Consider the following 22,225-nt stretch of genomic DNA (forward strand, 5'->3'; position numbering starts at 1 on the left):
TCTTCGTACTTAAACAGCTACGTCGTGCCCCTCGCCTTGCGGTAACTCTCTTCCAACTCCAACACCAGCTGCGCCAGCGTCGGCACGTGTTCAATCAATTCAACGCTATGCCCTCCGCTCCAGACCATTTTCCAGGGTTTTATCGACGCGGGGATGTTGGTACGACCATCGGTCAATGCTGGCAGGCAAGCAGGGTCCAGACCATTCTGACGGATCGAGGCCTTGAGGAAGTTGGCCGCAATACCGCAAATCGCATCGGTCCAGAGCACATCGGCGCTGCCCGACTCAGTAAGCATCTGTTTATGCCCTGAGTCGACACCGGATTCGACCGTAGCGATGAAGCGCGTCCCCATACACACCATATCGGCGCCCAAGGTTTGTGCAGCAGCGATTCCTGCGCCATCGGCAACCCCCCCAGCTAACTGGATGATGCCGTCGAACATCCGCCGAACCTTGGGCACAAAGGCGAAAGGCGACAACAGCCCGCCAAGTCCGCCAGCGCCAGCACAGACCAGCATCAAGCCATCGACGCCTGCGGCTATCGCGCGCTCAGCTTGCTCGACGGTGGTGGCGTCATGGATCACCAGGCCGCCCCAGTCGTGCACCTGCTTGACCAACTCGCTGGGGTCGCCCGCATTGCTGGTGATAACTGGTAGCCGAGCGTTGCGGCACACCGCAATTTCCTCGGCGAGCAACGCTCTAGGTTTGGCCCGGGAGACATTGATATTGACTGCAAATGCGGAAATGGCCTCTCCCCGTTCAAGGCCTTGGCGCTGCAAGGCTTGCAGTTCATCAATCCACACCGCCAGACCGCCTTCGCGCGCTGCGTTATGAGTGGGGAAGCAGGCCATGACACCTGCTTGAATTGCCGCACTGACTAACGCACGGTTCGATGCGATTGACATCGGTGCGGCCATCAATGGCAGTCGCAGGCTGGACAACAACTCGGCTTTGTTCACGCCTGCCCCTCAACGAAAATCTGCAAAGAATTGACGCAGCTCCTCGACCAACAATGAACCTTGCTCCAACGCTGGAAAATGCCCGCCGCTGTCGAATACCCGGTAGTGGTGTACATCGAAGATCCGTTCCAGCAGGGAGCGCGGAGCGGGTGCAATAAGGTCGTTAGGAAACAACGAGAAGCCTGCGGGCACCGTGTTATGTTCCCCGATCGCCACGCGGCTGTCCTGACCACTGCGAGCAGCGTAGTACAGCCAATTCGCGCCATTGATGCCGTTCAACCAGTAGAGGGTCAGGTTGGCGGCCATCCAGTCCAGGCTGAAGGGCGGGTCCTGATCACTGCTGCCCAAGGTCCAGGACTGGAACTTCTCGCAAACCCAGCCTGCCAGCCCTGCTGGTGAGTCTGTCAGGCCGTAGGCAAGGGATTGGGGTTTGGTCCCCTGGATCTGCTGATAGGCGCCTTCGTGCATTTGCATGCTTGCCATACGCCCAAACCAGACCTGCTCCTCGGGCGCCAAATGCTCGTCAGAGGCAATCATAGGTACGTTGCCGCACATATTCAGATGCACCGCCTTAAGACCTGACAAGTGTTGGCGCGACATCAGTCCGGTCACCACTGCCCCCCAGTCCCCACCTTGAGCCACATACTGGTTGAAGCCGAATGCTTCACTGGCCAGTTTCCCCCACAACCGGGCGATGGCGCGTGGTCCAATGGGGGTTTGTGGCGATGGTGAAAAGCCGTAGCCAGGCAAACTGGGCAACACTACCGTAAAGGCATCTTCGATTCGCCCGCCGAAACGCTCAGGATGGGCCAGCGGCTCGATGAGATCGATGAACTCCAAAAAAGAGCCCGGCCAGCCGTGGGTCAGCAGCAGAGGCAGCGGATTATCCCCGGACCCCTGTTCGACCAGGACATGGATAACCTGCCCATCAATTTCGACCAGGCGCTGCTCAAAAGCATTGATGCGTGTTTCCCAGCTTCGCCAGTCAAAATCCCTGGCCCAGAACTGCACCAGGCGCTGTAAGTAATCGCTGTGGGTTCCAAACGCCCAGGTACTGTTGGCCGGCTGGTTCGGCCAACGGGTATTGACCAGGCGAGTACGCAGGTCATCGATAGCAGACTCAGGTGTATGGATGCTGAAGCGAATGCCGGGGAGCTGCATGGCGTGTCCTCGTTAAGGCGCTTGTAATCGGCTTTTTACGCCAGGTAGTCTTTGAATTTGTCCATGGCAGCGGCACGACGAGCTACCAGATGTTGGGAGGGGAACATTCCGTCATGGGGCTTGTAGCTCTTCAGCACGCCCTTGGCCACGGTGGTCTTGTGCACCTCGGTCGGTCCATCTACCAAGCCCACGCAGGCGGCGTAAATCCACATCTGCCCAAGCGCCATCTCCTCTGAGACACCGAGCGAGCCATGAACCTGCATGGTTCTTTGGACAATGTCGTGGTAGACCTTCGGCGCTGCGGCTTTTATCGCCGCAATGTGCATGGCGTTGGCTTTGTAATCATGGCCACTGTCAATGCGCCAAGCGGTCTGTAGCACCAACAGGCGGTATTGCTGCAGTTCGATGTATGAGTCGGCGAGGTACTGCTGAACTATCTGCTTGCTGGCCAGTGATTCACCCTTCGTGATCCGCGACAACGCCCGCTCGGCCATCATGTCGATTGCCTTCTGGCATTGTCCGACGGTACGCATGGCGTGGTGTACGCGGCCTCCCCCCAAACGCGCCTGGGCGACCGCAAAGCCCGTGCCCACCTCCCCCAGCAATGCATCGGCAGGCACTCGCACGTTTTCGTAGCGTATATAAGCGTGCGCGCCTTCGCCTGGACTCTCACCGTACACACCAGGATTGCGCAGGATATTCACGCCAGGAGCGTCAGCGGGAACCAGGAACATCGAGGTGCCGGCGTGAACCGGTACATTCGGATTGGTGACACACATGACAATCAGGAAAGCGGCGTAGCGGGCATTTGAAGAAAACCATTTCTCACCATTGAGCACCCAATCATTTCCGTCTCGCACAGCGGTCGTGGTGAACACCGCAGGGTCGGCGCCTCCTTGTGGCTCGGTCATCGAGTAACAGGAAACAATATCGCCATCGAGCAAAGGCTGTAGAAAACGAGCCTTTTGCTGCTCAGAGCCGAACATCGCGAGGATTTCTGCATTACCCGTATCGGGAGCGGCGGTGCCGAATACCGTCGGCGCCCAACTGGAGCGACCGAGGATTTCATTCATCAGTGCCAGCTTGATCTGGCCGTACCCCTGCCCACCCAGCTCCGGCCCCAAGTGACAGGCCCAAAGCTCCTGCTTTTTCACCTCGTCACACAACGGTTTTATGATCGCCCGCGCAGCTTTGTTAGCGGTGTCATAGGGGGCGCTCATGTCCGGCCAAAGTGTGTCCAACGGTTCAACTTCTTCTTTGACGAAGTGCTTGATCCAATCGAGTTTGCCTTGAAATTCTGGCTCAGTACTAAAATCCCACATGCTGGTCGATCCTGACGTTAGGAAAGTTGGGCAGCGAAGCGTAGGCCACGCTGGATCATCTTGGGCACATCTATTTCCATCCTGGCGTGCACCGGGTGGTCGGACTTGCCGGCCTTGTAGCGGGCATAGGCGCCTTCCATGATGATCGCCAGCTTGTACATCGCCAGCGCCATGTAATACGGCAGATGGTCCAGTCCCAGCCCAGTTTTTTTCGCATAACGAGCAGCGAGTTCGGTACGTGCAGGCATCCACTGCCAATCGATATAGTCGGCAAACGTCGCGTCTTCCCCGGGATCTTGCCAACCAGCCAGGGCCCAACCCAGATCCAGTAGCGGATCGCCGATGGTCGCCATCTCCCAATCGACGATCGCGGTCAGACGCACGGGAGCTGAGCCTTCGTACATTACGTTGATGAACTGATAATCGCCGTGGATGAGTGCGGAGCGTTGCATGTGCGGTGTGTGCTCGGCCAGCCATCGACCCAGCGCTTCCAACCCTGGAATCTCGCGAACCTTGTAGCGCTCCAACTGCGAGGACCATCGCGACACCTGGCGCTCCAGAAACCGTTCGGGTTTGCCAAAGTCTTCCAGGCCAATGGCCTTCCAATCGGCATTGGCCAGCTCAGCCAAGGCGTCAATCAGCTCGTGTGCCAATTGACGATGTGCCTCAGGGTTCGGCGCAACATCGGCCGGCAAAGGATTCTTGCCGGTGAAACCTGAATGCCACTCCAACAGTGCGAAAGGCACGCCAATCACTTCGCTGTCCTCACACCCCGCTACCAATCGAGTGTGAGGAATGCTCGTCGCCCCGATGGCCTTGAGTAGCCTCATCTCACGCAGGATGTTGTTGGAGCTGGCGTCATTGGCCACTGCCGGCGGGCGCCGAAGCGCATAGGCGGCACCGTTGTAGTCAATTCGATAGATGAGGTTACTGGCGCCGCCCTGGACGGTGGAAATGTGAAAGGAACGCTGAGGTCCCAACTGGCTGCTGAGCCAGGCTTGCAAACGAGAAAGATCCGCTAACGCAGTGGAATTGGCCGACATCGTCAGAACTCCGTGGATGGCGCTTCGAAAAAGCGCTTTCTGTTTATGTAGTTAAATGATCAATATGATTATTACCCTTGTCAAGCTTCCTTATCTCGCATAATCACCCCCGGTTATCGAGCCAATAGGAGGTACCGGAGGGTGATAATGCCACTTGTTTAATGATGTATATGATTATAATCTTAGCCCCATATCAGCGTGCTGCTGACCGTTGCTAGCCACTTCGAGGGACCTCCCGTGAATGATGCTCTTATCTTCGACCATGTACGCAGCCCGCGCGGTAAAGGCCGGGCCGGCGGAGCCTTGCATGAGGTCACAGCCACCGCGCTGGCAAGCCAGGCGCTGACTGCCCTGCGCAACCGAAATCAACTCGATACGGCGCTGGTTGATGACGTCATGCTGGGCTGCGTAATGGCCGCGGGTGAACAAGGTGGCAACATCGCTCGCATAGCAGCACTCAATGCCGACTATGCGCAGACCGTGCCCGGCTTTCAGCTCAATCGCTATTGCGCTTCAGGGCTCGAAGCCCTGAACCTGGCAGCCTCGACCATTCGGGCTGGACAAGCCCAGGCGATTGTTGCCGGTGGCGTGGAGGCGATGTCGCGGGTGCCAATTGGCTCTGATGGCGGCGCCGTTTATACCGACCCTCAGGTCATCCACAAGACCTGGTACATCCCCCAAGGGATCGGAGCCGACCTGATCGCCGAGCAGGATGGTTACAGCCGTGAAGAGGTCGATGCCTTCGCATTGCGCAGCCAGCAGCGGGCAGCGGCTGCCCAGCAGGATGGCTTTTTCGACCGCTCGCTGTTCACTGTGCGAGATATCCTCGGCGAACCACTGCTTGAGCGCGACGAGGCGATTCGTTGCGACGCCACTGCCCAGGATCTGGCCAAACTCAAACCTGCTTTCGAGGGCATAGGTGCCCAGGCCGGATTTGATGGCGTGATGCTGCAGCGTTACCCCGAAGTGGAGTCCATCCGTCATGTCCACACCGCTGGCAACTCCAGCGCCATTGTCGATGGTGCTGCAGCGATTCTGGTGGGCAACGCACAGTTCGGCCAGGCATCTGGCTTGCGTGCACGGGCAAGGGTCCGCAGTTACACCTCTATCGGATCGGAGCCGGCAATCATGTTGACGGGGCCGGCGGCATGCACCGAAAAACTGCTTCAGCGTGCCGGCCTTACGGTTCAGGACATTGACCTGTTCGAAGTCAATGAAGCCTTTGCGTCGGTCGTCATGCGTTACATGCGCCACTTCAATCTCGATCCAGCAAAGGTCAACGTCAACGGTGGATCCATCGCCATGGGGCATCCGCTCGGCGCCACCGGCGCGATGCTGGTCGGCACAGTGCTCGACGAACTGGAGCGTCGCGACCTCAACACTGCAGTAATCACCCTGTGTGCCGCCGCTGGCATGGCTACCGCCACCCTGATCGAACGGATTTGAGACTGGAGCCTGATTGATGAAAACCCTGAAACTTGAAGTCACCGCACAAGGCGTAGCCGTCGTTTACATTGATGTGCCCGAGCGTTCAGTCAACGTTTTCACCCCAGAATTTGTCGATGATATGAGTGCAATGGTCGAGCATGTGCTTGGCGACCCAACGATTGTTGGCGCAGTGGTGACCTCTGCAAAGAGCAGTTTTATTGCCGGGGCCGATCTGAAGGTACTGGTGGATGCTTACGGCCAGGGCGTCACTGCGGTGCAGGCCAGCCAGCGATTTGCCCGTGAAAACGCAATGATGCGACGCCTGGAAACCGGCGGGAAACCTTTCGTGGCCGCCCTCAACGGCTTGGCCCTTGGCGGTGGACTGGAGTTGGCTCTGGCCTGCCACCACCGCGTATTGGTAGATCATCCGAAGGCTGTGGTCGGTTTGCCGGAGGTCAGTGTAGGCCTGCTCCCGGCAGGCGGTGGTACCCAGCGCCTGCCACGCATGATCGGCATCGAAAAGGCGCTACCGCTGCTGCTCGAAGGGGCCAGCTTGAAGCCACAACAAGCCCTTGGACTGGGTGTGGTCGATGCTCTGATTCCTGCAGAACGATTGATCGAAACTGCCTGCGAGTGGGTGCTGGCTCATCCCCAGGTCAACCAGCCTTGGGATGTCAAAGGCTACAGCGTGCCTGGCGGCAGCGGTTGCCTTGCCCCACATGCGGTCAAGTCGTTCCAATACAACACCACCTTGGCCAAGCGTGACGCCGGCAATTACCCGGCTCGCCTTGCCATCCTCAGTGCAGTGTTCGAAGGGACGCAATTGCCATTCGATACCGCACTGGCTGTGGAAGCCAAGTACTTTGGCTCGCTGCTGGCCAATCCGGTTGCCCGTAACCTGATGCGCACAATGTTCATCAACAAGGGCGCGGCAGACAAACTGGTCCGCCGCCCTCAAGGCTATGACGTGTGCAAGGTCAGCAAGGTTGGCGTCCTCGGTGCGGGCATGATGGGCGCAGGCATTGCTTATGTTTCGGCTCAAGCCGGTATTGAAGTGGTATTGATCGATACCGACCAGGCTGCCGCCGAACGCGGCAAGGCCTACTCCGCGCGCATTCTGGACAAGGCTATCGAGCGTGGCACACAGACCCGTGAAGACGCCGATGCCATTTTGCGCCGTATTGCCCCGACCCATGTGTTTGCCGAACTTGACGGTTGCGATCTGGTAATCGAGGCCGTATTCGAAACCCGCGAGGTCAAGGCCCGGGTCATTCCCCAGGCCGAGGCGCCGCTGATGCGTTCGGCGATTTTCGCCAGCAATACCTCCACCCTTCCAATCAGCGGACTTGCGACCTACTCCCAGCGGCCAGAGAAATTCATCGGCATGCACTTCTTTTCGCCCGTCGAACGTATGCCACTGGTGGAAATCATCATCGGTGACCAAACCAGCCAGGAGACCATTGCCCATGCCCTGGACTTCGTCGGCCTCCTGCGCAAGACCCCGATCCTGGTCAATGACAGCCCGGGCTTCTACACGAGCCGAATCTTCAGCACTTACACCGATGAGGGCATGGCCATGCTCGCTGAAGGCGTGAATCCGGCGCTGATCGAGAATGCGGCACGCCTGGCCGGAATGGCCACGGGCCCCTTGGCTGTTACCGATGAAGTGTCGCTGGATCTGCAGAAGCGCGTCATCGACCAAGCCCATGCTGACGATCTGCCCGCGGAATTCCTGCGCAGCCATGCCCGTCCGATCGTCGAGAAGATGAACGCAATCGGCCGTCTGGGACGCAAGAGTGGCGGCGCGTTCTATGTGTTCCCACAAGGTGCCAAAAAACACCTGTGGCCGGGGTTGGCCGAGCTTTTTCCCATCGCCCAAGCGCAACCAGATGTCCAGACCGTGCGCAATCGCCTGCTCTACATCATGGCCCTGGAAACTGCGCGTTGTGTCGAAGAGAACGTGATTTTCGATCCCGCAGATGCCGACCTTGGCGCCATTCTCGGCCTGGGCTATCCATCTTGGACGGGGGGCACCCTGTCGCTGATCGATAGCATCGGGCTACCGGCCTTTATCGCTGAATGTGATCGTCTGGCCGACCTGTATGGTGAGCGCTTCAGGCCTTCGTCCTGGCTCCGTGAGCGATCCGAACACGGTCTCACTTTCCATCCCCAGACCGCACGCTAAGGAGGCTCTTGTATGCAGAACCGCCTGATTTTCGACCAAGACCACGAACTGTTCCGCGAACAGGTTCGCAAGTTCGTGCAGAAGGAAGTCGCCCCGCATGTCGAACAGTGGCGCAAGCAAGGGCGGGTCGACCGCGAGATTTTCCGTAAGGCCGGCGATCAGGGACTGTTGCTGATGTGGGCTGAGGAACGCTATGGCGGCAGCGGCCTGACCGATTTGCGCTACGAGCAGATCCTCTATGAGGAAGTGATCCGTTACGGTGACATTGGCGTGTTTTTCACCCTGCACTCACGCATTGTTGCCCCTTACTTGCAACGCTTTGGCACCGACGCGCAACGTGAGCAGTATCTACCTGGTTGCACCCGTGGCGAGACCATCCTCGCGGTCGCCATGACCGAACCCGATGCTGGCTCGGACCTGGCAGGGATGAAAGCTCGCGCCGAAGACCGGGGCGATCACTGGCTGCTCAATGGCTCCAAGCTCTATATCTCCAATGGTTTGAACGCCGACCTGATCGTCGTTGCCGCACGCACCCAGCCGGAAAACAAGTACGGCATCGGCTTGTTCCTGGTCGAGGCCGACTGGCCTGGCGTCAGTCGTACACCGCTGGAAAAAATGGGCCTTGATGCTCAGGACACCGTCATTCTGTTCTTCGACAACGTGCGCATTCCCAAGGCGAATGTACTGGGCGACGCCACCAAGGGCTTCGCCTATCTGGCCGAGGGCCTGGCCGAAGAACGCCTGCTCGGTGCTTGTCAGTCCCTGGCACATGCCCAGGTCGCTTTCGACCTGACCCTTGAATACGTGATGGCGCGCAAGGCCTTTGGCAAACCCATCGGTAGTTTCCAGAACAGCCGTTTCAAGCTCGCTGAGTTACGCAGCCAACTCGATTGCCAGCAGACCTGGGTTGACCAACTGGTATTGCAAATGAACGCAGGAACGCTCAGCGCCGAAGCTGCCGCCTCGGCGAAGCTGCTGACGTCTGAACTCGAAGGCCGGGTGATGGATGAGTGTGTCCAGCTGCACGGTAGCGCCGGCTACATGGACGAGTACCGCATTTCGCGGATGTATCGCGATGCACGGATCTCTCGGATCTTTGCCGGCACCAGCGAGATCATGAAGGAAATCATTGGCCGAAGCCTCGGCCTGGATGATCGCAAGCTCAAGTAAGACGCCATAACAAGAAGGGTTGCCAGTATGTATCAAGGTCAAACATTGCACCTCACTTCACTGGGTGAGCAGTTGGTCGAGCTGTGCTTCGATCGCCAGGGCCAGGCCGTCAACAAGTTCGATGCAGCCACCCTTTCCGAGCTGCAGTCGGCGCTCGTAGTGCTGGCCAAGATGGCGGATCTGCGTGGGGTTCTTGTCACCAGCGCCAAAGACAGCTTCGTCGTTGGCGCGGACATATTCGAATTCACCGAATTGTTCAGCCGGCCGGAATCCGAACTGGCCACCCATAACCGTGGCCAGAGCCAAGTGTTCACAGCGCTATCGTGCTTGCCGGCACCGGTTGTCTGCGCCATCAACGGCTTGGCCCTGGGCGGTGGGTTTGAAGTGGCCCTGGCATGTGACTACCGGGTACTGGCCAGTAACGCTCAGGTCGGTGTGCCGGAGATCAATCTGGGTATCTTCCCGGGCCTCGGCGGCATGGCACGCCTGCCCCGTTTGGTAGGGGGGGCCGTGGCTGCGGACTGGGTGACCAGTGGCAAGTCGCAAAGTGCCGAAACAGCCTTGGACGCGGGCGCCGTGGACATGGTGGTCGATGAAGCGGCGCTTGCCGATTCGGCCCTCGCCTTACTCGAGTCGCTTGCAGCCGGTGAAACCACCTGGCGCGAACGGCGCCAGTTACGCGAGGGAGGTTTTACTCTCGATAGTGAGATGTTGGCGAAGGCTAAGGTCGACGCTTGCAAGCGTCACCCACAAGTACCGGCAGCGCTGGCTGCAGTAGAACTGTTGGAAAACACTGCCGAAGTAAACCTTGAGCAAGCGCTCAAGGCCGAAAACCTCGCATTCGCCGCCATTGCCCAGACCCAGGCAGCTCATGCCCTGGTACAGCTGTTCATCAATGATCAATTCTTGCGAAAGAAGGCCAAGGGCTACGCCAAGGCCGGGCGTTCCACGAAGCACGCAGCCGTATTGGGTGCCGGCATCATGGGGGGCGGTATCGCCTACACCAGCGCCGCCCGCGGTATACCATCGCTGATGAAAGACATCGCCCAGCCAGCGCTGGACCTGGGTGTTGACGAAGCGGCCAAGCTGCTCGACAAACAAGTTACTGCGGGCCGTCTGCCGCAGGCGAAAGCGCACGCTATTCTCGCATCGATCGTCCCCACGCTGACCTACGACGGCTTTGACCAGGTCGATGTTGTAGTCGAAGCGGTGGTGGAAAACATGAAGGTCAAGCAAAGCGTGCTGGCCGAAGTGGAGCAGCGCGTCTCAAGCAATACCGTCCTGGCGTCCAACACCTCTTCGCTGTCCATCGCTGAAATGGCGGAAGCACTGGCCAGGCCGGAAAATTTTGTCGGCATGCACTTTTTCAACCCGGTTCCGGTCATGCCGCTGGTGGAGGTCATTCGCGGTCCGCGCACCAGCGATGAGGCAGCAGCCACTATTGCCAGCTATGCCGGTGCCATGGGCAAGACGCCAGTGGTGGTCAAGGACTGCCCGGGCTTTCTGGTCAATCGCATCCTGACCGGCAATGTGCTGGGCTTTCTGCGCTTGATCCATGACGGTGCAGACTTCCAGGTCGTGGATGCTGCCCTGGAAGCCTTCGGTTGGCCGATGGGCCCCGCCTATCTGCAGGACGTGATCGGCATGGACACCTCCGAGCACGTGATTCGCTTCATCAGTAGTGGCTACGGTCAGCGCATGGTCCCTGGCTACGCCCACGCCGTTGAGTTGATGGTCGCCAATGGCCGTCTCGGGCAAAAAAATGGACAGGGTTTTTACCGCTACAGCAACGATCCCAAGGGGCGTCCGGTAAAAACTACCGACCCGCAGGTGCATGAACTGCTCAAGAAGATCCAGCCCAAGGGCCAGACGGCGTTCACTACTGAAGCGCTGGTCGATCGAGTGATGCTGCCCACTGTCATTGAGGCGATCCGCTGCCTCGAAGAAGGCGTTGCCGAGTCGGCCATTGAGATCGACATGGCCCTGATTCTTGGCGTGGGCTTTCCACGCTCGGTGGGTGGCGCCTTGAAGTATGCCGACTGGTTGGGAGCTCAGCCGCTACTCGCACGTTGCGAACGCTATGCCCACTTGGGCCCGTTATATCAGCCCACGGAAGGCATGCGCGAGCGTGCTGCCAGTGGCGCGCGCTATTACAGCTGAGCCTGGAACAAGATCCAGGATCAAGATTGAGATCGGAGCACAACCATGAAAGTACTAGTCGCAGTCAAACGGGTGGTCGACTACAACGTCAAGATTCGGGTCAAGACCGACCATTCCGGCGTGGACCTGAGCAACGTGAAATTTTCCATGAACCCCTTCGACGAAATTGCCGTCGAGGAAGCGGTGCGCCTGAAAGAACAAGGAACGGCCAGCGAAGTTGTCGTGGTTTCTCTCGGATCAGCGGCCTGCCAGGAAACCTTACGCACGGCGTTGGCCATGGGGGCAGACCGGGCGATTCTGGTTCAGAGCGACGCCGAGCTGCAACCGTTGGCGGTGGCTAAGCTGCTGCATGCGGTTGCCGAACGCGAACAGCCGCAACTGATCATTCTCGGCAAGCAGGCTATCGATGATGACTGTAACCAGACCGGGCAGATGCTGGCGCAATTGGGTAATTGGAGCCAAGGCACCTTCGCCTCAAAACTAACCTTTATCGGCGACAACCTGCAGGTCACACGGGAAGTCGATGGTGGCCTGGAGACTGTCCAGCTTGGTCTGCCCGCAGTGGTCACCAGCGACTTGCGCTTGAACGAGCCTCGTTATGCCTCGCTGCCCAACATCATGAAGGCCAAGAAAAAGCCACTGGACGTCGTCGAGGCCCAAACACTGGGAGTCGATATTGCTCCCCGCCTCTCGACCCTGAAGGTCGAGGACCCGCCAGTACGTCAAGGCGGTATCAAGGTGGGCTCGGTGGCCGAACTGATGGCCAAACTGAACAACGACGCAAAGGTGATCTGAACATGACCATTCTGGTTCTTGCCGAACACGACAATACTCAGCTCAAGGGTGACACGCTCAAGGCTGTTGCCGCCGCGCTGAAAGTAGGTGGCGACATTCACGTGTTGGTGGCCGGGCATAACGCAACCGTTGTAGCCGAACAGGCCGCTGCAGTGAATGGCGTCAGCAAGGTTATCCTCGCCCAGGATCCGGCCCTAGAACATCCGGTCGCCGAGACATTGGCACCCTTGTTGACTCAACTTGCTCCGGCCTACAGCCACTTGATCGCGGCAGCCACCACCACGGGCAAGAACGTGATGCCTCGAGTGGCCGCAGCACTGGATACAGCGCAGATTTCAGACATTATCGAAGTCGTATCGGCCGACACCTTCAAGCGTCCGATCTATGCCGGCAACGCCATTGCCACCGTACAGTCCCACGATTCGCTCAAAGTCATCACTGTGCGCGTTTCTGCCTTCGACGCAGCACCAACAACCGGTGGCAGCGCCAGCATAGAATCAATACCGGTGCCGACACAGCAGGTAGCCGCCACGGTGATCGGCCAAGCGTTGGCCAAATCCGAGCGCCCGGAACTGACTGCCGCGCGGATTGTTGTCTCGGGTGGCCGCGCATTGGGCAGTGCAGAAAACTATCAAGCGTTGATCGCTCCATTGGCCGACGCCCTGGGTGGGGCTGCGGGGGCTTCGCGTGCCGCTGTGGATGCAGGGTTTGCCGCCAACGACCTGCAAGTTGGGCAGACCGGCAAGATCGTGGCCCCGGAGCTGTATGTAGCCATAGGCATCTCCGGCGCGATCCAGCACCTGGCCGGGATGAAGGACTCGAAAATCATCGTGGCCATCAACAAGGACGAAGAGGCACCCATTTTCCAGGTGGCCGACTACGGACTGGTCGCCGACCTGTTCGACGCCGTCCCGGAAATGACCGCCGCCCTCTCCCACTGACCGGATTTCAATCATGGATTTCAGCTTGTCGCCGCAGCTTCTGGAGCTGCAAAACCGCACCCGTCGTTTTATCGCCGAACGCATCATTCCCCTTGAAAAGGATCCGCGCTGCACCGCGCATGGCCCAAGTGAATCACTGCGCCGGGAGATGATCGGCATGGCTCGTGAGGCCGGCCTGCTTTCGTCGCACATGCCAGTTGAACTCGGCGGCCTGGGACTGAACCACGTTGCCAAGGCGATCTTGTTCGAGGAGGCCGGATACTCTCCGCTTGGCCCTGTCGCCTTGAACATCGCTGCGCCTGACGAAGGCAACATGCACATGATGGAAGTCATCGCCACGGATGAGCAGAAAGAGCGTTGGCTCAAGCCATTGGCGCTAGGTGAAATTCGTTCGTGCTTCTGCATGACCGAACCGGCACCCGGTTCAGGTTCGGACCCCAGCATGCTTGCCACCACTGCCGTACGCGATGGCGACGAATTTGTGATCAACGGCGTCAAGTGGTTCATTACCGGCGCCGAGGGCGCCAGCTTCGCCATCATTATGGCCAAGCTTGAAGATGGTCGGGCAACCATGTTCCTGGCTGACATGGATCGTCCAGGCATCCATATTGAGCGTGCTATGGATGCACTGGACAGCTGCTTTGCAGGCGGCCACGCCGTAGTGCGGTTCGAGAATCTGCGCGTTCCGGCCAAGGACATCCTCGGTGAGCTCGGGGAAGGCTTCAAATATGCTCAGGTTCGTCTCTCCCCTGCCCGACTGACCCATTGCATGCGCTGGCTAGGTGCCGCCCGCCGAACACACGATGTCGCCGCTGCCTATGCCTATGAGCGCGAAGCATTCGGCAAGCGATTGGGTGACCATGAAGGTGTCGGTTTCAAGCTGGCGGACAATGAAATGGACCTGCACCTCACCCGCCTGGCGGTCTGGCATTGCGCCTGGGTGCTGGATCAGGGCGACCTGGGCAAGCATGAGTCCAGTGTTGCCAAGGTTGTCGCCAGCGAAGCGATCTGGGACGTAGTGGATCGCAGCGTACAGATCCTCGGTGGACAGGGTGTTACCCATGAAACCATCGTTGCCCGCATCTTCGCCGATGTTCGTGCTTTTCGCGTGTATGACGGTCCTTCGGAAGTTCACCGCTGGAGCATTGCCAAGACCATCATGCGTCAGCAGCGCAAACGTCTGGAAGCCAAGGAGTAGGACTATGCAGCAAGCCTATATCGTCGATGCCTTGCGCAGCCCCACGGGTAAACGCGCCGGTAGTTTGGCCCAGGTCCACCCTATGGACCTGGGTGCCCATGTGCTCAAGGCGCTGGTCGAACGCAACAACATTCCTGCCGAGGATTACGACGACGTCATCTTCGGTGCCATTGATGCCATCGGCCCGAATGCGGGCAACCTCGCCCGTTTTTGCTGGCTCGGTGCAGGCCTGCCCGAATCAGTGCCGGGAGTTACCATCGATCGTCAGTGTGGATCTTCCCAGCAGGCCGTACACTTCGCCGCCCAGGCAGTGATGAGCGGTAGCCAGGACGTGGTCGTTGCCGGGGGCGTGCAGAACATGAGCCAGATCCCGATCAACACTGCGCTGTATGCCGCCGCTGAATTGGGTTTCCCTGACCCCTGGACCACCGCTGAAAGCTTTCGCGCGCGCTATGGCGAACAACAACTGTCGCAATTCGCCGCTGCTGAAATGATCGCGAAGAAATGGGGCTTCACCCGTGCGGATATGGAAGCTTATGCGCTGGAGTCCAACAACCGCGCACTGGCGGCCATCGAGGCAGGTCACTTTGACCGCGAGGTGGTCCCGTTCGGCACCTTTGCCATGGATGAGACCGCTCGGCGCAGCAGCCTGGAAAAAATGGCCACCCTGCAGCCCATCCTCCCGGACGGAATACTCACCGCAGCCATTTCAAGCCAGATGTCCGACGCTGCCAGCGCCGTGCTGGTGTGTTCAGAGGCGGCAGTCAAGCGCTATGGCCTTACCCCGCGTGCGCGCATCGTGCACATGAGCGTACGTGGCGATGACCCGGTGTGGATGCTGACTGCGCCAATCCCCGCCACCCGCCACGCTTTGAAGAAGGCCGGTTTGCTGATGAGCGACATCGATCGCGTTGAAATCAACGAAGCCTTTGCTTCGGTATCCATGGCCTGGCTCAAGGAGCTGGACTATGACCCGATGCGCACCAACGTAAACGGTGGTGCCATTGCACTGGGCCATCCTATCGGCGCCACCGGCACCAAGCTGATGACCACGCTGCTCCATGAACTGGAGCGCTGCGGGGGCCGCTACGGATTGCAAACCATGTGCGAAGGCGGCGGCTTGGCCAACGTCACCATCATCGAGCGTCTGTAAATCGGGGAATCAAGCATGAGTGCAGTCGTTACCGTTGAACACCGGGGCGCAATCGCCCTGGTCACGCTCAACCTGCCCGCCAAGCGTAATAGCCTGGTACCAGAGCTCTATCGGCCATTGGCCGATGTGCTTGAAGCACTGCAAGACCAGCGCGACGTGCGCGCCATAGTAATCACCGGCGGTGCGCATTTCTGCGCAGGCGGACCACTGGATGGTTTGGACACGCGAGGGCTGGCAATGCGCGCCGACATGCGTTGCGGCCATCGAGTCATTCGCGCCATTGTCAGTGGCCGGCTGCCCGTGGTGGCGGCAGTAGAGGGTGCGGCGTTTGGGGCCGGTCTTTCCCTTGCAGCTGCCTGCGACTTCGTTGTCGCGGACTCTGCAAGCCGCTTCGGTGCGGTGTTCGGTAAGGTTGGAGTCATGCCGGATTGGGGCGCACTGTGGACTCTGCCGCAACGCCTGGGTCTGCCCAAAGCCAGGCAGGTTTTGATGTTTCAACAGATCCTGGATGGAGAACAGGCTGCCAGCATCGGCCTGGTGGATTTTCTCGTGCCGGCGGGCCAAGTGCTGGAGCACGCGCTAGAGCGTGCCGGGCAACTGGCCCAGGCCGCTCCGGGGCCCTTGGCTTCGACCAAGAGCTTCCTGGCGCGTGCCCCCATAACCCTCGACGCCTTGTTGGATTGGGAGGCCGACACACAGGCATTGTTGATCGGCTCGGCAGACTTTGCTGAAGGCCGGGATGCCTTCTTTGCCAAGCGTACCGCCGCGTTTACTGGGCTTTGATGGCATGAATCTATCTGAACCGAGGCTCTGGGACGGACGCGACATCGCCTCTTTGTTCGCCCTTCAAGCTCAAGGCAGCGACCGCTTCATCTGCAATCGCTTCCACGCGAACCAGAACCAGATGGTGTACGGCGGTCAATCATTGGCCTTGGCCTGCGCGGCCGCGCAGGCTACGGTAGAAGCTCAATTGCAGCCGTCTGCCCTGCAATTGAATTTTCTTGCCCCCGGCGCACTGGACGCACCGATGTTGGTGCGGGTGGAGCGGGTTCAGCAAACCAAGCGCTTCGCTACACGTTTGGTGCACCTGGAACAGAATGATCGTTGTATAGCCGTCGCCACCGTAGCCTTTCATAGTGGCGAGGCCGGTATGGAGCATCAGTTCTTACCGCAACCGGCCGCGGCGCCAGAAACCCTGTTGAACCTGTCCGAACTGCGCGATAAGTATTTTGAACGCCTGAACCTGGTGGAGCGGCAGTTCATCGGTCGCAACACCGCGGTGGAAATCCGCCCTCTGGAACCCGATAACTTCCTGCTTGAGCGTGATCCCAAGGCGCGCTTTCGTTACTGGATGCGAACCCAACAACCGTTGGCACTGGACATTCACGAGCACTACGCTGCGCTGGCTTACCTGTCTGACTTCTGGTTCGGCGTTACTGCACTGACACCGCACCGAGAGCACAAGCTCGACACCGACATCTATGTTTCCAGCCTCAATCACGCACTCTGGTTTCATTGCCCTCAACGGGCAGACGACTGGATGCTGGTCGATGCTCAAAGCCCCTGGGCTGCACAGGGACGGGGCTTGACCATTGGCAGTATTCACAATCGGCAGGGCCGGTTGGTGGCGAGCGTGTCCCAGGAAGGCCTGTATCGCATACGATGAAGAAACAGGCGTCAGCGGCTAGATACACCGGGCCAGTGCAGGAACTTCGGCCAGGGCGCGCAAGGCATCATTCAGATGGGTACACCCCAGTTCCCGACGCAGCGCCAACAACACCTGTTGGCGCAGACTGGCCAAGGGCAATCCGATCAGTCGAGAGACATTGTCAGCTGCAGCCGGGCACTCGGGGTATGGCAGCACTCTAGGCTGTGCCACCAAGGTCAGTAACTTTGCGCTTTGCGTATCGGCAGTGGCTTGCAGGCCATATTCATGCACCGCCATCCGCCCACCGTCGGGTGTACTGGCGCTGTCCTGGAACATGGCGTCAATCCGAAGCCGTCCTTGCTCGTGCCATACATCGATACGACGCGCCCTGCGCATGGTGACGCCGCTGCTGGCCGGCAACCTGTGCCATCCTGCAGGATCATCCGGGTGCGCAAGCGCCGGCACGGCCCTGGCGTCATGCAACTGGCCACGGATATCCGTGATGGCAGAGGAACCTTCGGCAAACCCGGTGCATACGCCTGTCATGCTGTTACGGCGTTGCTCCAGCGCGAGCGCATCGGAAATCGGTATGAATTGGTTCAGCCACCCATCCCCCCAGCGCGACCAGGCCCAATTGGCCACGAGACTGGCGCCCGCCAGGTCGTCGAGCAATAGATAAAGAGGGGCACTGTTGACCAGGTCCTCTGCTAGTGCGCCATCCAGGGCTTTACGCAATTGGCTGCCGGCATTGAGGCCCACCAACGCCATGGCGGATGGCCGGGCGGGTACGGTGCTGAGTCGAGCAATCTCACGCTGCGGACTGACTACCGCCTCGAAACGTTGCAAGGCCAGTGTCTGCGGAGGACTGTCGGCACTGTTGCTGTAGATGTCACGGCCAATCCCACGGAAGTGCCCGTCGCTACCATATCCGCCGGGCCAGAACACATCGATCGATGTGGTGCGTCTGATGGAAGCCGCACGCCGTAGAGGGGCATGGCCAATCGGGCCAAGTAAATGGGGCTGTTTATCACTCATGGGCCGCTCCTTCTATTGGTCTTGTTCAAGGAACTCATCTATCAATGCCGCCAGTTCAGCGGGCACGTCATGCTGGAGGTTGTGGCCGGCATTCTCGATCAACACCGTTCGTGAACCGCCTACGCAGTCAAAGCGACGCTGCAGCGCCGCTTCATGTCCATTGAAGGCCTGGCTCACGAACGAATCCGCACCCCGCACGAACAGCACCCGGGCAGTGATTCGCGACAACAAGGTTTCAACCTGCTCGGCATGCGGGAAGATTGGAATGAAACTGAACGTCTTGACGTCTGCTGCAATACGCACCCCGCCCGCAGAATCAGGTTCGACAAAGTGTCGGGCCAGAAACTCGGCCCGGGCCTGATCGAGGCGCGGGTTTTTTCGAAGCATCCGCCGCACCATGCTGGCCACATCCGGCAAATGCACCGTACGCCCAGCGCCCGGGCGGGACAGTGAATCAAGCCAGTTGCCGATTCGGGCAGCGAGGGTCGCCAGGTGGTTTGGAAACGGCCCGACACCTTCCAGGTTGACGAAGCTGTGGATGCGATCGGGCCGGACACCTGCGTACAAGCTGGCGATATTGGCGCCCATGCTGTGTGCCACAACGCGTACCGGCTCACCCGGACTTACCAGATCAAGGAAGGCTTCCAGATCCGCCAGGTACTCGCTGAAGGCGTAATATTCACGTTTATCGCTCAAGCCAAAGCCGGCCCAATCCAGCGCGATAATGTTCCAATCATGCTGCAACTGGTCGACCATGAACTGCCAGGTGGCGGAGTTGTCCATCCAGCCATGGAGCAGCACCAGTAACGGTGCCTGCGGCGAGCCCCAACGACGCAAATGGTGGCGGCTACCACGCACCTCGATAAATTCCGAACGCGATACATGCTGCGCGCAGTAACCGCTTGCGTCCTCTGTACAGCTTTCGCTAGAAGTCAGGGTTTCGATCACGGCACTCTCCTCGATGAAATGGCGCCTGGGGAATATCATAGCGCGCTAAGAGTATAATGATATAGACGTTTAAGATATCGCCGCGCTATCCTCATCGAACCACAAGAACAAGCGCAGAAAAGAGGGACTCGCATGACCTGGGAACACTGCGACAAAACCGCGATCGTCGGTGTGGGCGCCACGCCCTATTACGTGCGTGGCCAGTCCTGGCCGCGCACAATCAACGAGATGATTGGCGAAGCGATCCTGGCCGCCTGCAAAGACGCTGGACTGAACGTCAAGGACATTGACGGCTTCGCCTACTACGGCGGTGCCAAGGCCGGTTATCTGGACACGATGGACACCGCCAGCATCATGGAGATGCTGGGCATACCGGAAGTTACCTTCACTGCCACGCTGACCGGCGGCGGCGGCGGTTCGGCCGGTGCAATTGGTCTCGCTTCGGCAGCAATCATCGCTGGAGAGGCAAAGCATGTCGTTACGGTTATGGCTCTGCAGCAGCGCAACCAGCGCTTGGGCACAGTGTTCGGCGCCCTGAAGCCAGACCCTGAAAACTCGTTTCTGCAGCCATCTGGACTGGTCGGTCCCGGGCATCTGATGTCAGTCCTGGCGCGTAGACATATGCATCTGTATGGCACCCGGCGCGAAGCGTTTGCTGAAGTGGCGATCAGTAGCCGCAACAATGCCCTGAACCGCCCCGGAGCGATCCGCCGTACACCGCTGACCCTGGAAGAGTATTTTGCCTCGCCGATGCTCGCCGACCCGCTGTGCCGCCTGGATTTCTGCCTCGAAACCGACGGTGCAGTCGCGGTGATTACCACCTCGACGGAACGTGCCAAGGATCTGAAGCAAAAGCCGGTGCTGGTGCGCGCTGCGGCACATGGCGGGCGTCGCGAATGGGGCCGGGCTTTCGCTGGCATGGGCATGAGTGATGAGTACTTCGCCTCCTCCGGACATAAATCGATTGCCGATCGCTTGTACGACAAGGCAGGAATGAAGCCGGCCGACATCGATGTCGCGTTGATCTATGACCATTTCACCCCGATGGTCATCATGCAGCTGGAAGACTATGGCTTCTGCGGCAAGGGCGAAGGCGGGCCTTTCGTCGAGAGCGGTGCAATACGCTTTGGCACGGGCAGCCTGCCAGTCAACCCGCATGGCGGACAATTGTCCGAGGCCTACATCATCGGCATGACCCACATCCTCGAAGCGGTGGAGCAGTTGCGCGGTACAGCGATCAATCAGGTATCCAACGCCGAGACCGCACTGGTCACGGGCGGCCCCGCCTCGATTCCGGTTTCTGGCCTCATTCTCAGGAGATCCGCATGACGCAGTCCCTTTCACGCGCCCTTCCCGGCGAGCATGTGCACATCACCACTGATCCGTGGACCGAGCCTTTCTGGCTGGCGGCCCAGGAAGGTCGTCTGGTGGCAGCCCAATGCGGTGACTGCCAGACGTTTCGCATGCCACCTACCCCCTACTGTCCGCACTGTCAGAGCCAGAATACGAAATGGCCGCAACTGAGCGGTAGAGGTACGGTGTACAGCTATGCAGTATGCAATCGCTCGCCATTTCCGGGTGTGGAGGATTTCGTTTACATTCCGGTGGTCGTCGAACTTGATGACGCCCCCGGCATCCGCCTGGTTTCCAACCTGATCGACATCGAACCGGCAGCCGTCACCATCGGCATGGCCATTACGGTTGACTGGAACCCGATTACCGAAGGCTGGCAACAGCCTGTCTTCCGCGCAGTCTGACCCCGGAGCCTCCATGGAATATACAACTCTGCTTTTTAACGTGAGCCCTGACGGGGTCGGCACCATCACCCTCAATCGCCCCGAGGCGATGAACGCTTTCACGCTAACGATGCTGCGTGAGTTCGACCACCTATGGGCACACATCCGCGAGAACGAAGACGTTCGCGCGGTGGTTTTGCGTGGTGCCCCGGGCCGCGCCTTCTCCACAGGTGCCGACGTCAAGCAGCACGCGAGTGAAAACGTATTGGGCACCGAGAACATCTGGAACCAGCGTGACCCGGGCGAAAGCCTTGGTGCTCGCGCAAACCAGGTGTGGAAGCCGGTCGTCACTGCCGTGCATGGCCTTTGCTGTGCCGGCGCGTTTTACTGGCTCAACGAGAGCGATATCATCATTTGCTCCGAAGATGCACAATTTTTCGACCCTCACGTGTCATACGGCATGGTCTGTGCGGTCGAGCCGATTGGGATGTCCTACCGCCTGCCGCTGGGCGAAGTACTGCGCATGTCGCTGCTGGGTAATGATGAGCGCATCAGTGCGCCCACTGCCCTTCGAATCGGTCTGGTCAGTGAAGTTACCGCCAACGAAGCATTGTGGGACCGGGCGCACGAATTAGCGGCCAGGATTGCCGCCAAGCCAGCAGCTGCTGTGCAGGGCACCGTACGCGCAATCTAGGAGTCCCTCGACGTTCCGCGCTCACAAGCCATTGTGCAATCGCTCAAGTATCCATTGCTGGGCAATCCGGTTGCTCAGGCTCAGTTGGATGTGGAGGCCCTGCGCAAGCAGCAGAAAATCTTTGAAGTTCGATAGCCGTCACTGAAAAAGCCCGGCACCTGCGTTTGCGGCTGCCGAGCTTTTATTTTACGGGTGGCCCTTGCGCACGCTTACTGTACGACGGGTCTTCACCGATGAACGTCGTATGTGAAGGCACGCCGCACACGCGCTTGGGCCATTGAACGATCAAGTCAGGTATTTGGGATTACTTTCAGTCACAGCCTGGCGCACCGCACGTCGCAAATGGTTGAGCACCTCGGTTCGCTTGGCTTGGCCAGGATCGGCCAGGCCCGCCCGCAACAGCATGCTCAATTCACGATTGCCGGAATTCACCTGCGAAGGATCGCTGAGCGGACGCTGCAGAAGTCGTTCAAGACTGCGGCACTCTTCATGTTGCGCTGCCTCACCCGCCTGCATCTGACGGATCGCCACGCCCATGGCATTGGCGATCATCAAAGCATTGTGTTTGTGCTCGTCAGGCAATACCACCAGTAGTTGCTCCCGCAACAGCTTTTGCGCGACGACCAACAAGTCGGCTCCATCGGGACGT

20 protein-coding genes are annotated in these 22,225 nt (G+C 59.2%); 13 read left to right on the forward strand and 7 right to left on the reverse strand.

Features of this window, described 5'->3' with window-relative positions:
* Positions 1–17: 17 nt before the first annotated feature.
* From NPS58_RS13115 to NPS58_RS13130, 4 genes are read right to left on the reverse strand one after another with little or no spacing between them, the layout of a single operon-like run.
* On the reverse strand, positions 18–959 hold the full coding sequence (locus NPS58_RS13115; RefSeq protein WP_274115779.1) for an NAD(P)H-dependent flavin oxidoreductase: 942 nt from the start codon (positions 957–959) through the stop codon (positions 18–20).
* Between the two features lie 9 nt (positions 960–968).
* A complete protein-coding gene (locus tag NPS58_RS13120; protein ID WP_274115780.1) occupies positions 969–2,120 on the reverse strand; it encodes an epoxide hydrolase family protein in 1,152 nt (383 codons plus the stop codon).
* A 35-nt stretch (positions 2,121–2,155) separates the two neighbouring features.
* A complete protein-coding gene (locus NPS58_RS13125) occupies positions 2,156–3,442 on the reverse strand; it encodes an acyl-CoA dehydrogenase family protein (RefSeq protein ID WP_274115781.1) in 1,287 nt (428 codons plus the stop codon).
* A gap of 17 nt (positions 3,443–3,459) precedes the next feature.
* A complete protein-coding gene (locus tag NPS58_RS13130; protein ID WP_274115782.1) occupies positions 3,460–4,485 on the reverse strand; it encodes a phosphotransferase family protein in 1,026 nt (341 codons plus the stop codon).
* A gap of 237 nt (positions 4,486–4,722) precedes the next feature.
* On the opposite strand from NPS58_RS13130, the gene NPS58_RS13135 reads away from it, so the two are divergent.
* From NPS58_RS13135 to NPS58_RS13180, 10 genes are read left to right on the forward strand one after another with little or no spacing between them, the layout of a single operon-like run.
* Positions 4,723–5,931: an acetyl-CoA C-acetyltransferase gene (locus NPS58_RS13135; RefSeq protein ID WP_274115783.1), complete on the forward strand. Its 1,209-nt coding sequence runs from the start codon at positions 4,723–4,725 to the stop codon at positions 5,929–5,931.
* A 16-nt stretch (positions 5,932–5,947) separates the two neighbouring features.
* Positions 5,948–8,098, forward strand: a complete 2,151-nt coding sequence (locus tag NPS58_RS13140) for a 3-hydroxyacyl-CoA dehydrogenase NAD-binding domain-containing protein (protein WP_274115784.1) — start codon at positions 5,948–5,950, stop codon at positions 8,096–8,098.
* Positions 8,099–8,110: 12 nt separating this feature from the next.
* Positions 8,111–9,268 carry an acyl-CoA dehydrogenase family protein gene (locus NPS58_RS13145; protein WP_274115785.1) on the forward strand — a complete coding sequence of 386 codons (1,158 nt, stop codon included), beginning with the start codon at positions 8,111–8,113 and terminating at the stop codon, positions 9,266–9,268.
* A 27-nt stretch (positions 9,269–9,295) separates the two neighbouring features.
* Positions 9,296–11,428: a fatty acid oxidation complex subunit alpha FadB gene (gene fadB, locus NPS58_RS13150; RefSeq protein WP_274115786.1), complete on the forward strand. Its 2,133-nt coding sequence runs from the start codon at positions 9,296–9,298 to the stop codon at positions 11,426–11,428.
* Positions 11,429–11,473: 45 nt separating this feature from the next.
* A complete protein-coding gene (locus NPS58_RS13155; protein WP_274115787.1) occupies positions 11,474–12,223 on the forward strand; it encodes an electron transfer flavoprotein subunit beta/FixA family protein in 750 nt (249 codons plus the stop codon).
* 2 nt (positions 12,224–12,225) lie between these two features.
* Positions 12,226–13,164, forward strand: coding sequence for an electron transfer flavoprotein subunit alpha/FixB family protein (locus NPS58_RS13160; protein ID WP_274115788.1), 939 nt, complete (start codon positions 12,226–12,228; stop codon positions 13,162–13,164).
* Between the two features lie 13 nt (positions 13,165–13,177).
* Positions 13,178–14,362, forward strand: coding sequence for an acyl-CoA dehydrogenase family protein (locus NPS58_RS13165; protein WP_274115789.1), 1,185 nt, complete (start codon positions 13,178–13,180; stop codon positions 14,360–14,362).
* 4 nt (positions 14,363–14,366) lie between these two features.
* The gene (locus NPS58_RS13170) at positions 14,367–15,515 is read left to right on the forward strand and encodes an acetyl-CoA C-acetyltransferase (RefSeq protein ID WP_274115790.1); all 1,149 of its coding nucleotides are present in this window, start codon (positions 14,367–14,369) and stop codon (positions 15,513–15,515) included.
* Positions 15,516–15,530: 15 nt separating this feature from the next.
* Positions 15,531–16,298, forward strand: coding sequence for an enoyl-CoA hydratase/isomerase family protein (locus NPS58_RS13175; protein WP_274115791.1), 768 nt, complete (start codon positions 15,531–15,533; stop codon positions 16,296–16,298).
* Entirely contained in the window at positions 16,255–17,181 is a 927-nt protein-coding gene (locus tag NPS58_RS13180; RefSeq protein WP_274115792.1) for an acyl-CoA thioesterase, read from the forward strand. The genes NPS58_RS13175 and NPS58_RS13180 overlap by 44 nt, the downstream gene beginning before the upstream one ends.
* An 18-nt stretch (positions 17,182–17,199) precedes the next feature.
* Here NPS58_RS13180 and NPS58_RS13185 read toward each other — a convergent pair whose 3' ends face one another.
* Positions 17,200–18,198, reverse strand: a complete 999-nt coding sequence (locus NPS58_RS13185; protein WP_274115793.1) for a DUF2889 domain-containing protein — start codon at positions 18,196–18,198, stop codon at positions 17,200–17,202.
* Positions 18,199–18,210: 12 nt separating this feature from the next.
* Positions 18,211–19,146: an alpha/beta fold hydrolase gene (locus NPS58_RS13190; RefSeq protein ID WP_274115794.1), complete on the reverse strand. Its 936-nt coding sequence runs from the start codon at positions 19,144–19,146 to the stop codon at positions 18,211–18,213.
* 132 nt (positions 19,147–19,278) lie between these two features.
* On the opposite strand from NPS58_RS13190, the gene NPS58_RS13195 reads away from it, so the two are divergent.
* Genes NPS58_RS13195 through NPS58_RS13205 form a run of 3 tightly spaced genes read left to right on the forward strand, consistent with a single transcriptional unit; the run spans position 19,279 to position 21,576 of the window.
* The gene (locus NPS58_RS13195; RefSeq protein WP_274115795.1) at positions 19,279–20,475 is read left to right on the forward strand and encodes a thiolase C-terminal domain-containing protein; all 1,197 of its coding nucleotides are present in this window, start codon (positions 19,279–19,281) and stop codon (positions 20,473–20,475) included.
* Positions 20,472–20,903 carry a Zn-ribbon domain-containing OB-fold protein gene (locus NPS58_RS13200; RefSeq protein WP_274115796.1) on the forward strand — a complete coding sequence of 144 codons (432 nt, stop codon included), beginning with the start codon at positions 20,472–20,474 and terminating at the stop codon, positions 20,901–20,903. The genes NPS58_RS13195 and NPS58_RS13200 overlap by 4 nt, the downstream gene beginning before the upstream one ends.
* Before the next feature lie 13 nt (positions 20,904–20,916).
* Complete coding sequence (locus NPS58_RS13205) at positions 20,917–21,576, forward strand: enoyl-CoA hydratase/isomerase family protein (RefSeq protein WP_274115797.1); 660 nt, start codon at positions 20,917–20,919, stop codon at positions 21,574–21,576.
* Between the two features lie 285 nt (positions 21,577–21,861).
* On the opposite strand, the gene NPS58_RS13210 is transcribed toward NPS58_RS13205, so the two are convergent.
* The gene (locus NPS58_RS13210) at positions 21,862–22,206 is read right to left on the reverse strand and encodes a DUF6285 domain-containing protein (protein WP_274115798.1); all 345 of its coding nucleotides are present in this window, start codon (positions 22,204–22,206) and stop codon (positions 21,862–21,864) included.
* Between the last annotated feature and the right edge of the window lie 19 nt (positions 22,207–22,225).

Origin of the sequence: Pseudomonas putida (genome assembly GCF_028682455.1) — a bacterium.
GTDB lineage: Bacteria > Pseudomonadota > Gammaproteobacteria > Pseudomonadales > Pseudomonadaceae > Aquipseudomonas > Aquipseudomonas putida_AA.

Coding starts and splice junctions, on each gene's coding strand:
- NPS58_RS13200 (WP_274115796.1), top strand. CDS start 20,472: ATGACGCAGTCCCTTTCACGCGCCCTTCCCGGCGAGCATGTGCACATC.
- NPS58_RS13165 (WP_274115789.1), top strand. CDS start 13,178: ATGGATTTCAGCTTGTCGCCGCAGCTTCTGGAGCTGCAAAACCGCACC.
- fadB (WP_274115786.1), top strand. CDS start 9,296: ATGTATCAAGGTCAAACATTGCACCTCACTTCACTGGGTGAGCAGTTG.
- NPS58_RS13180 (WP_274115792.1), top strand. CDS start 16,255: ATGCCTTCTTTGCCAAGCGTACCGCCGCGTTTACTGGGCTTTGATGGC.
- NPS58_RS13140 (WP_274115784.1), top strand. CDS start 5,948: ATGAAAACCCTGAAACTTGAAGTCACCGCACAAGGCGTAGCCGTCGTT.
- NPS58_RS13130 (WP_274115782.1), bottom strand. CDS start 4,485: ATGTCGGCCAATTCCACTGCGTTAGCGGATCTTTCTCGTTTGCAAGCC.
- NPS58_RS13175 (WP_274115791.1), top strand. CDS start 15,531: ATGAGTGCAGTCGTTACCGTTGAACACCGGGGCGCAATCGCCCTGGTC.
- NPS58_RS13120 (WP_274115780.1), bottom strand. CDS start 2,120: ATGCAGCTCCCCGGCATTCGCTTCAGCATCCATACACCTGAGTCTGCT.
- NPS58_RS13205 (WP_274115797.1), top strand. CDS start 20,917: ATGGAATATACAACTCTGCTTTTTAACGTGAGCCCTGACGGGGTCGGC.
- NPS58_RS13125 (WP_274115781.1), bottom strand. CDS start 3,442: ATGTGGGATTTTAGTACTGAGCCAGAATTTCAAGGCAAACTCGATTGG.
- NPS58_RS13195 (WP_274115795.1), top strand. CDS start 19,279: ATGACCTGGGAACACTGCGACAAAACCGCGATCGTCGGTGTGGGCGCC.
- NPS58_RS13145 (WP_274115785.1), top strand. CDS start 8,111: ATGCAGAACCGCCTGATTTTCGACCAAGACCACGAACTGTTCCGCGAA.
- NPS58_RS13155 (WP_274115787.1), top strand. CDS start 11,474: ATGAAAGTACTAGTCGCAGTCAAACGGGTGGTCGACTACAACGTCAAG.
- NPS58_RS13170 (WP_274115790.1), top strand. CDS start 14,367: ATGCAGCAAGCCTATATCGTCGATGCCTTGCGCAGCCCCACGGGTAAA.
- NPS58_RS13185 (WP_274115793.1), bottom strand. CDS start 18,198: ATGAGTGATAAACAGCCCCATTTACTTGGCCCGATTGGCCATGCCCCT.
- NPS58_RS13160 (WP_274115788.1), top strand. CDS start 12,226: ATGACCATTCTGGTTCTTGCCGAACACGACAATACTCAGCTCAAGGGT.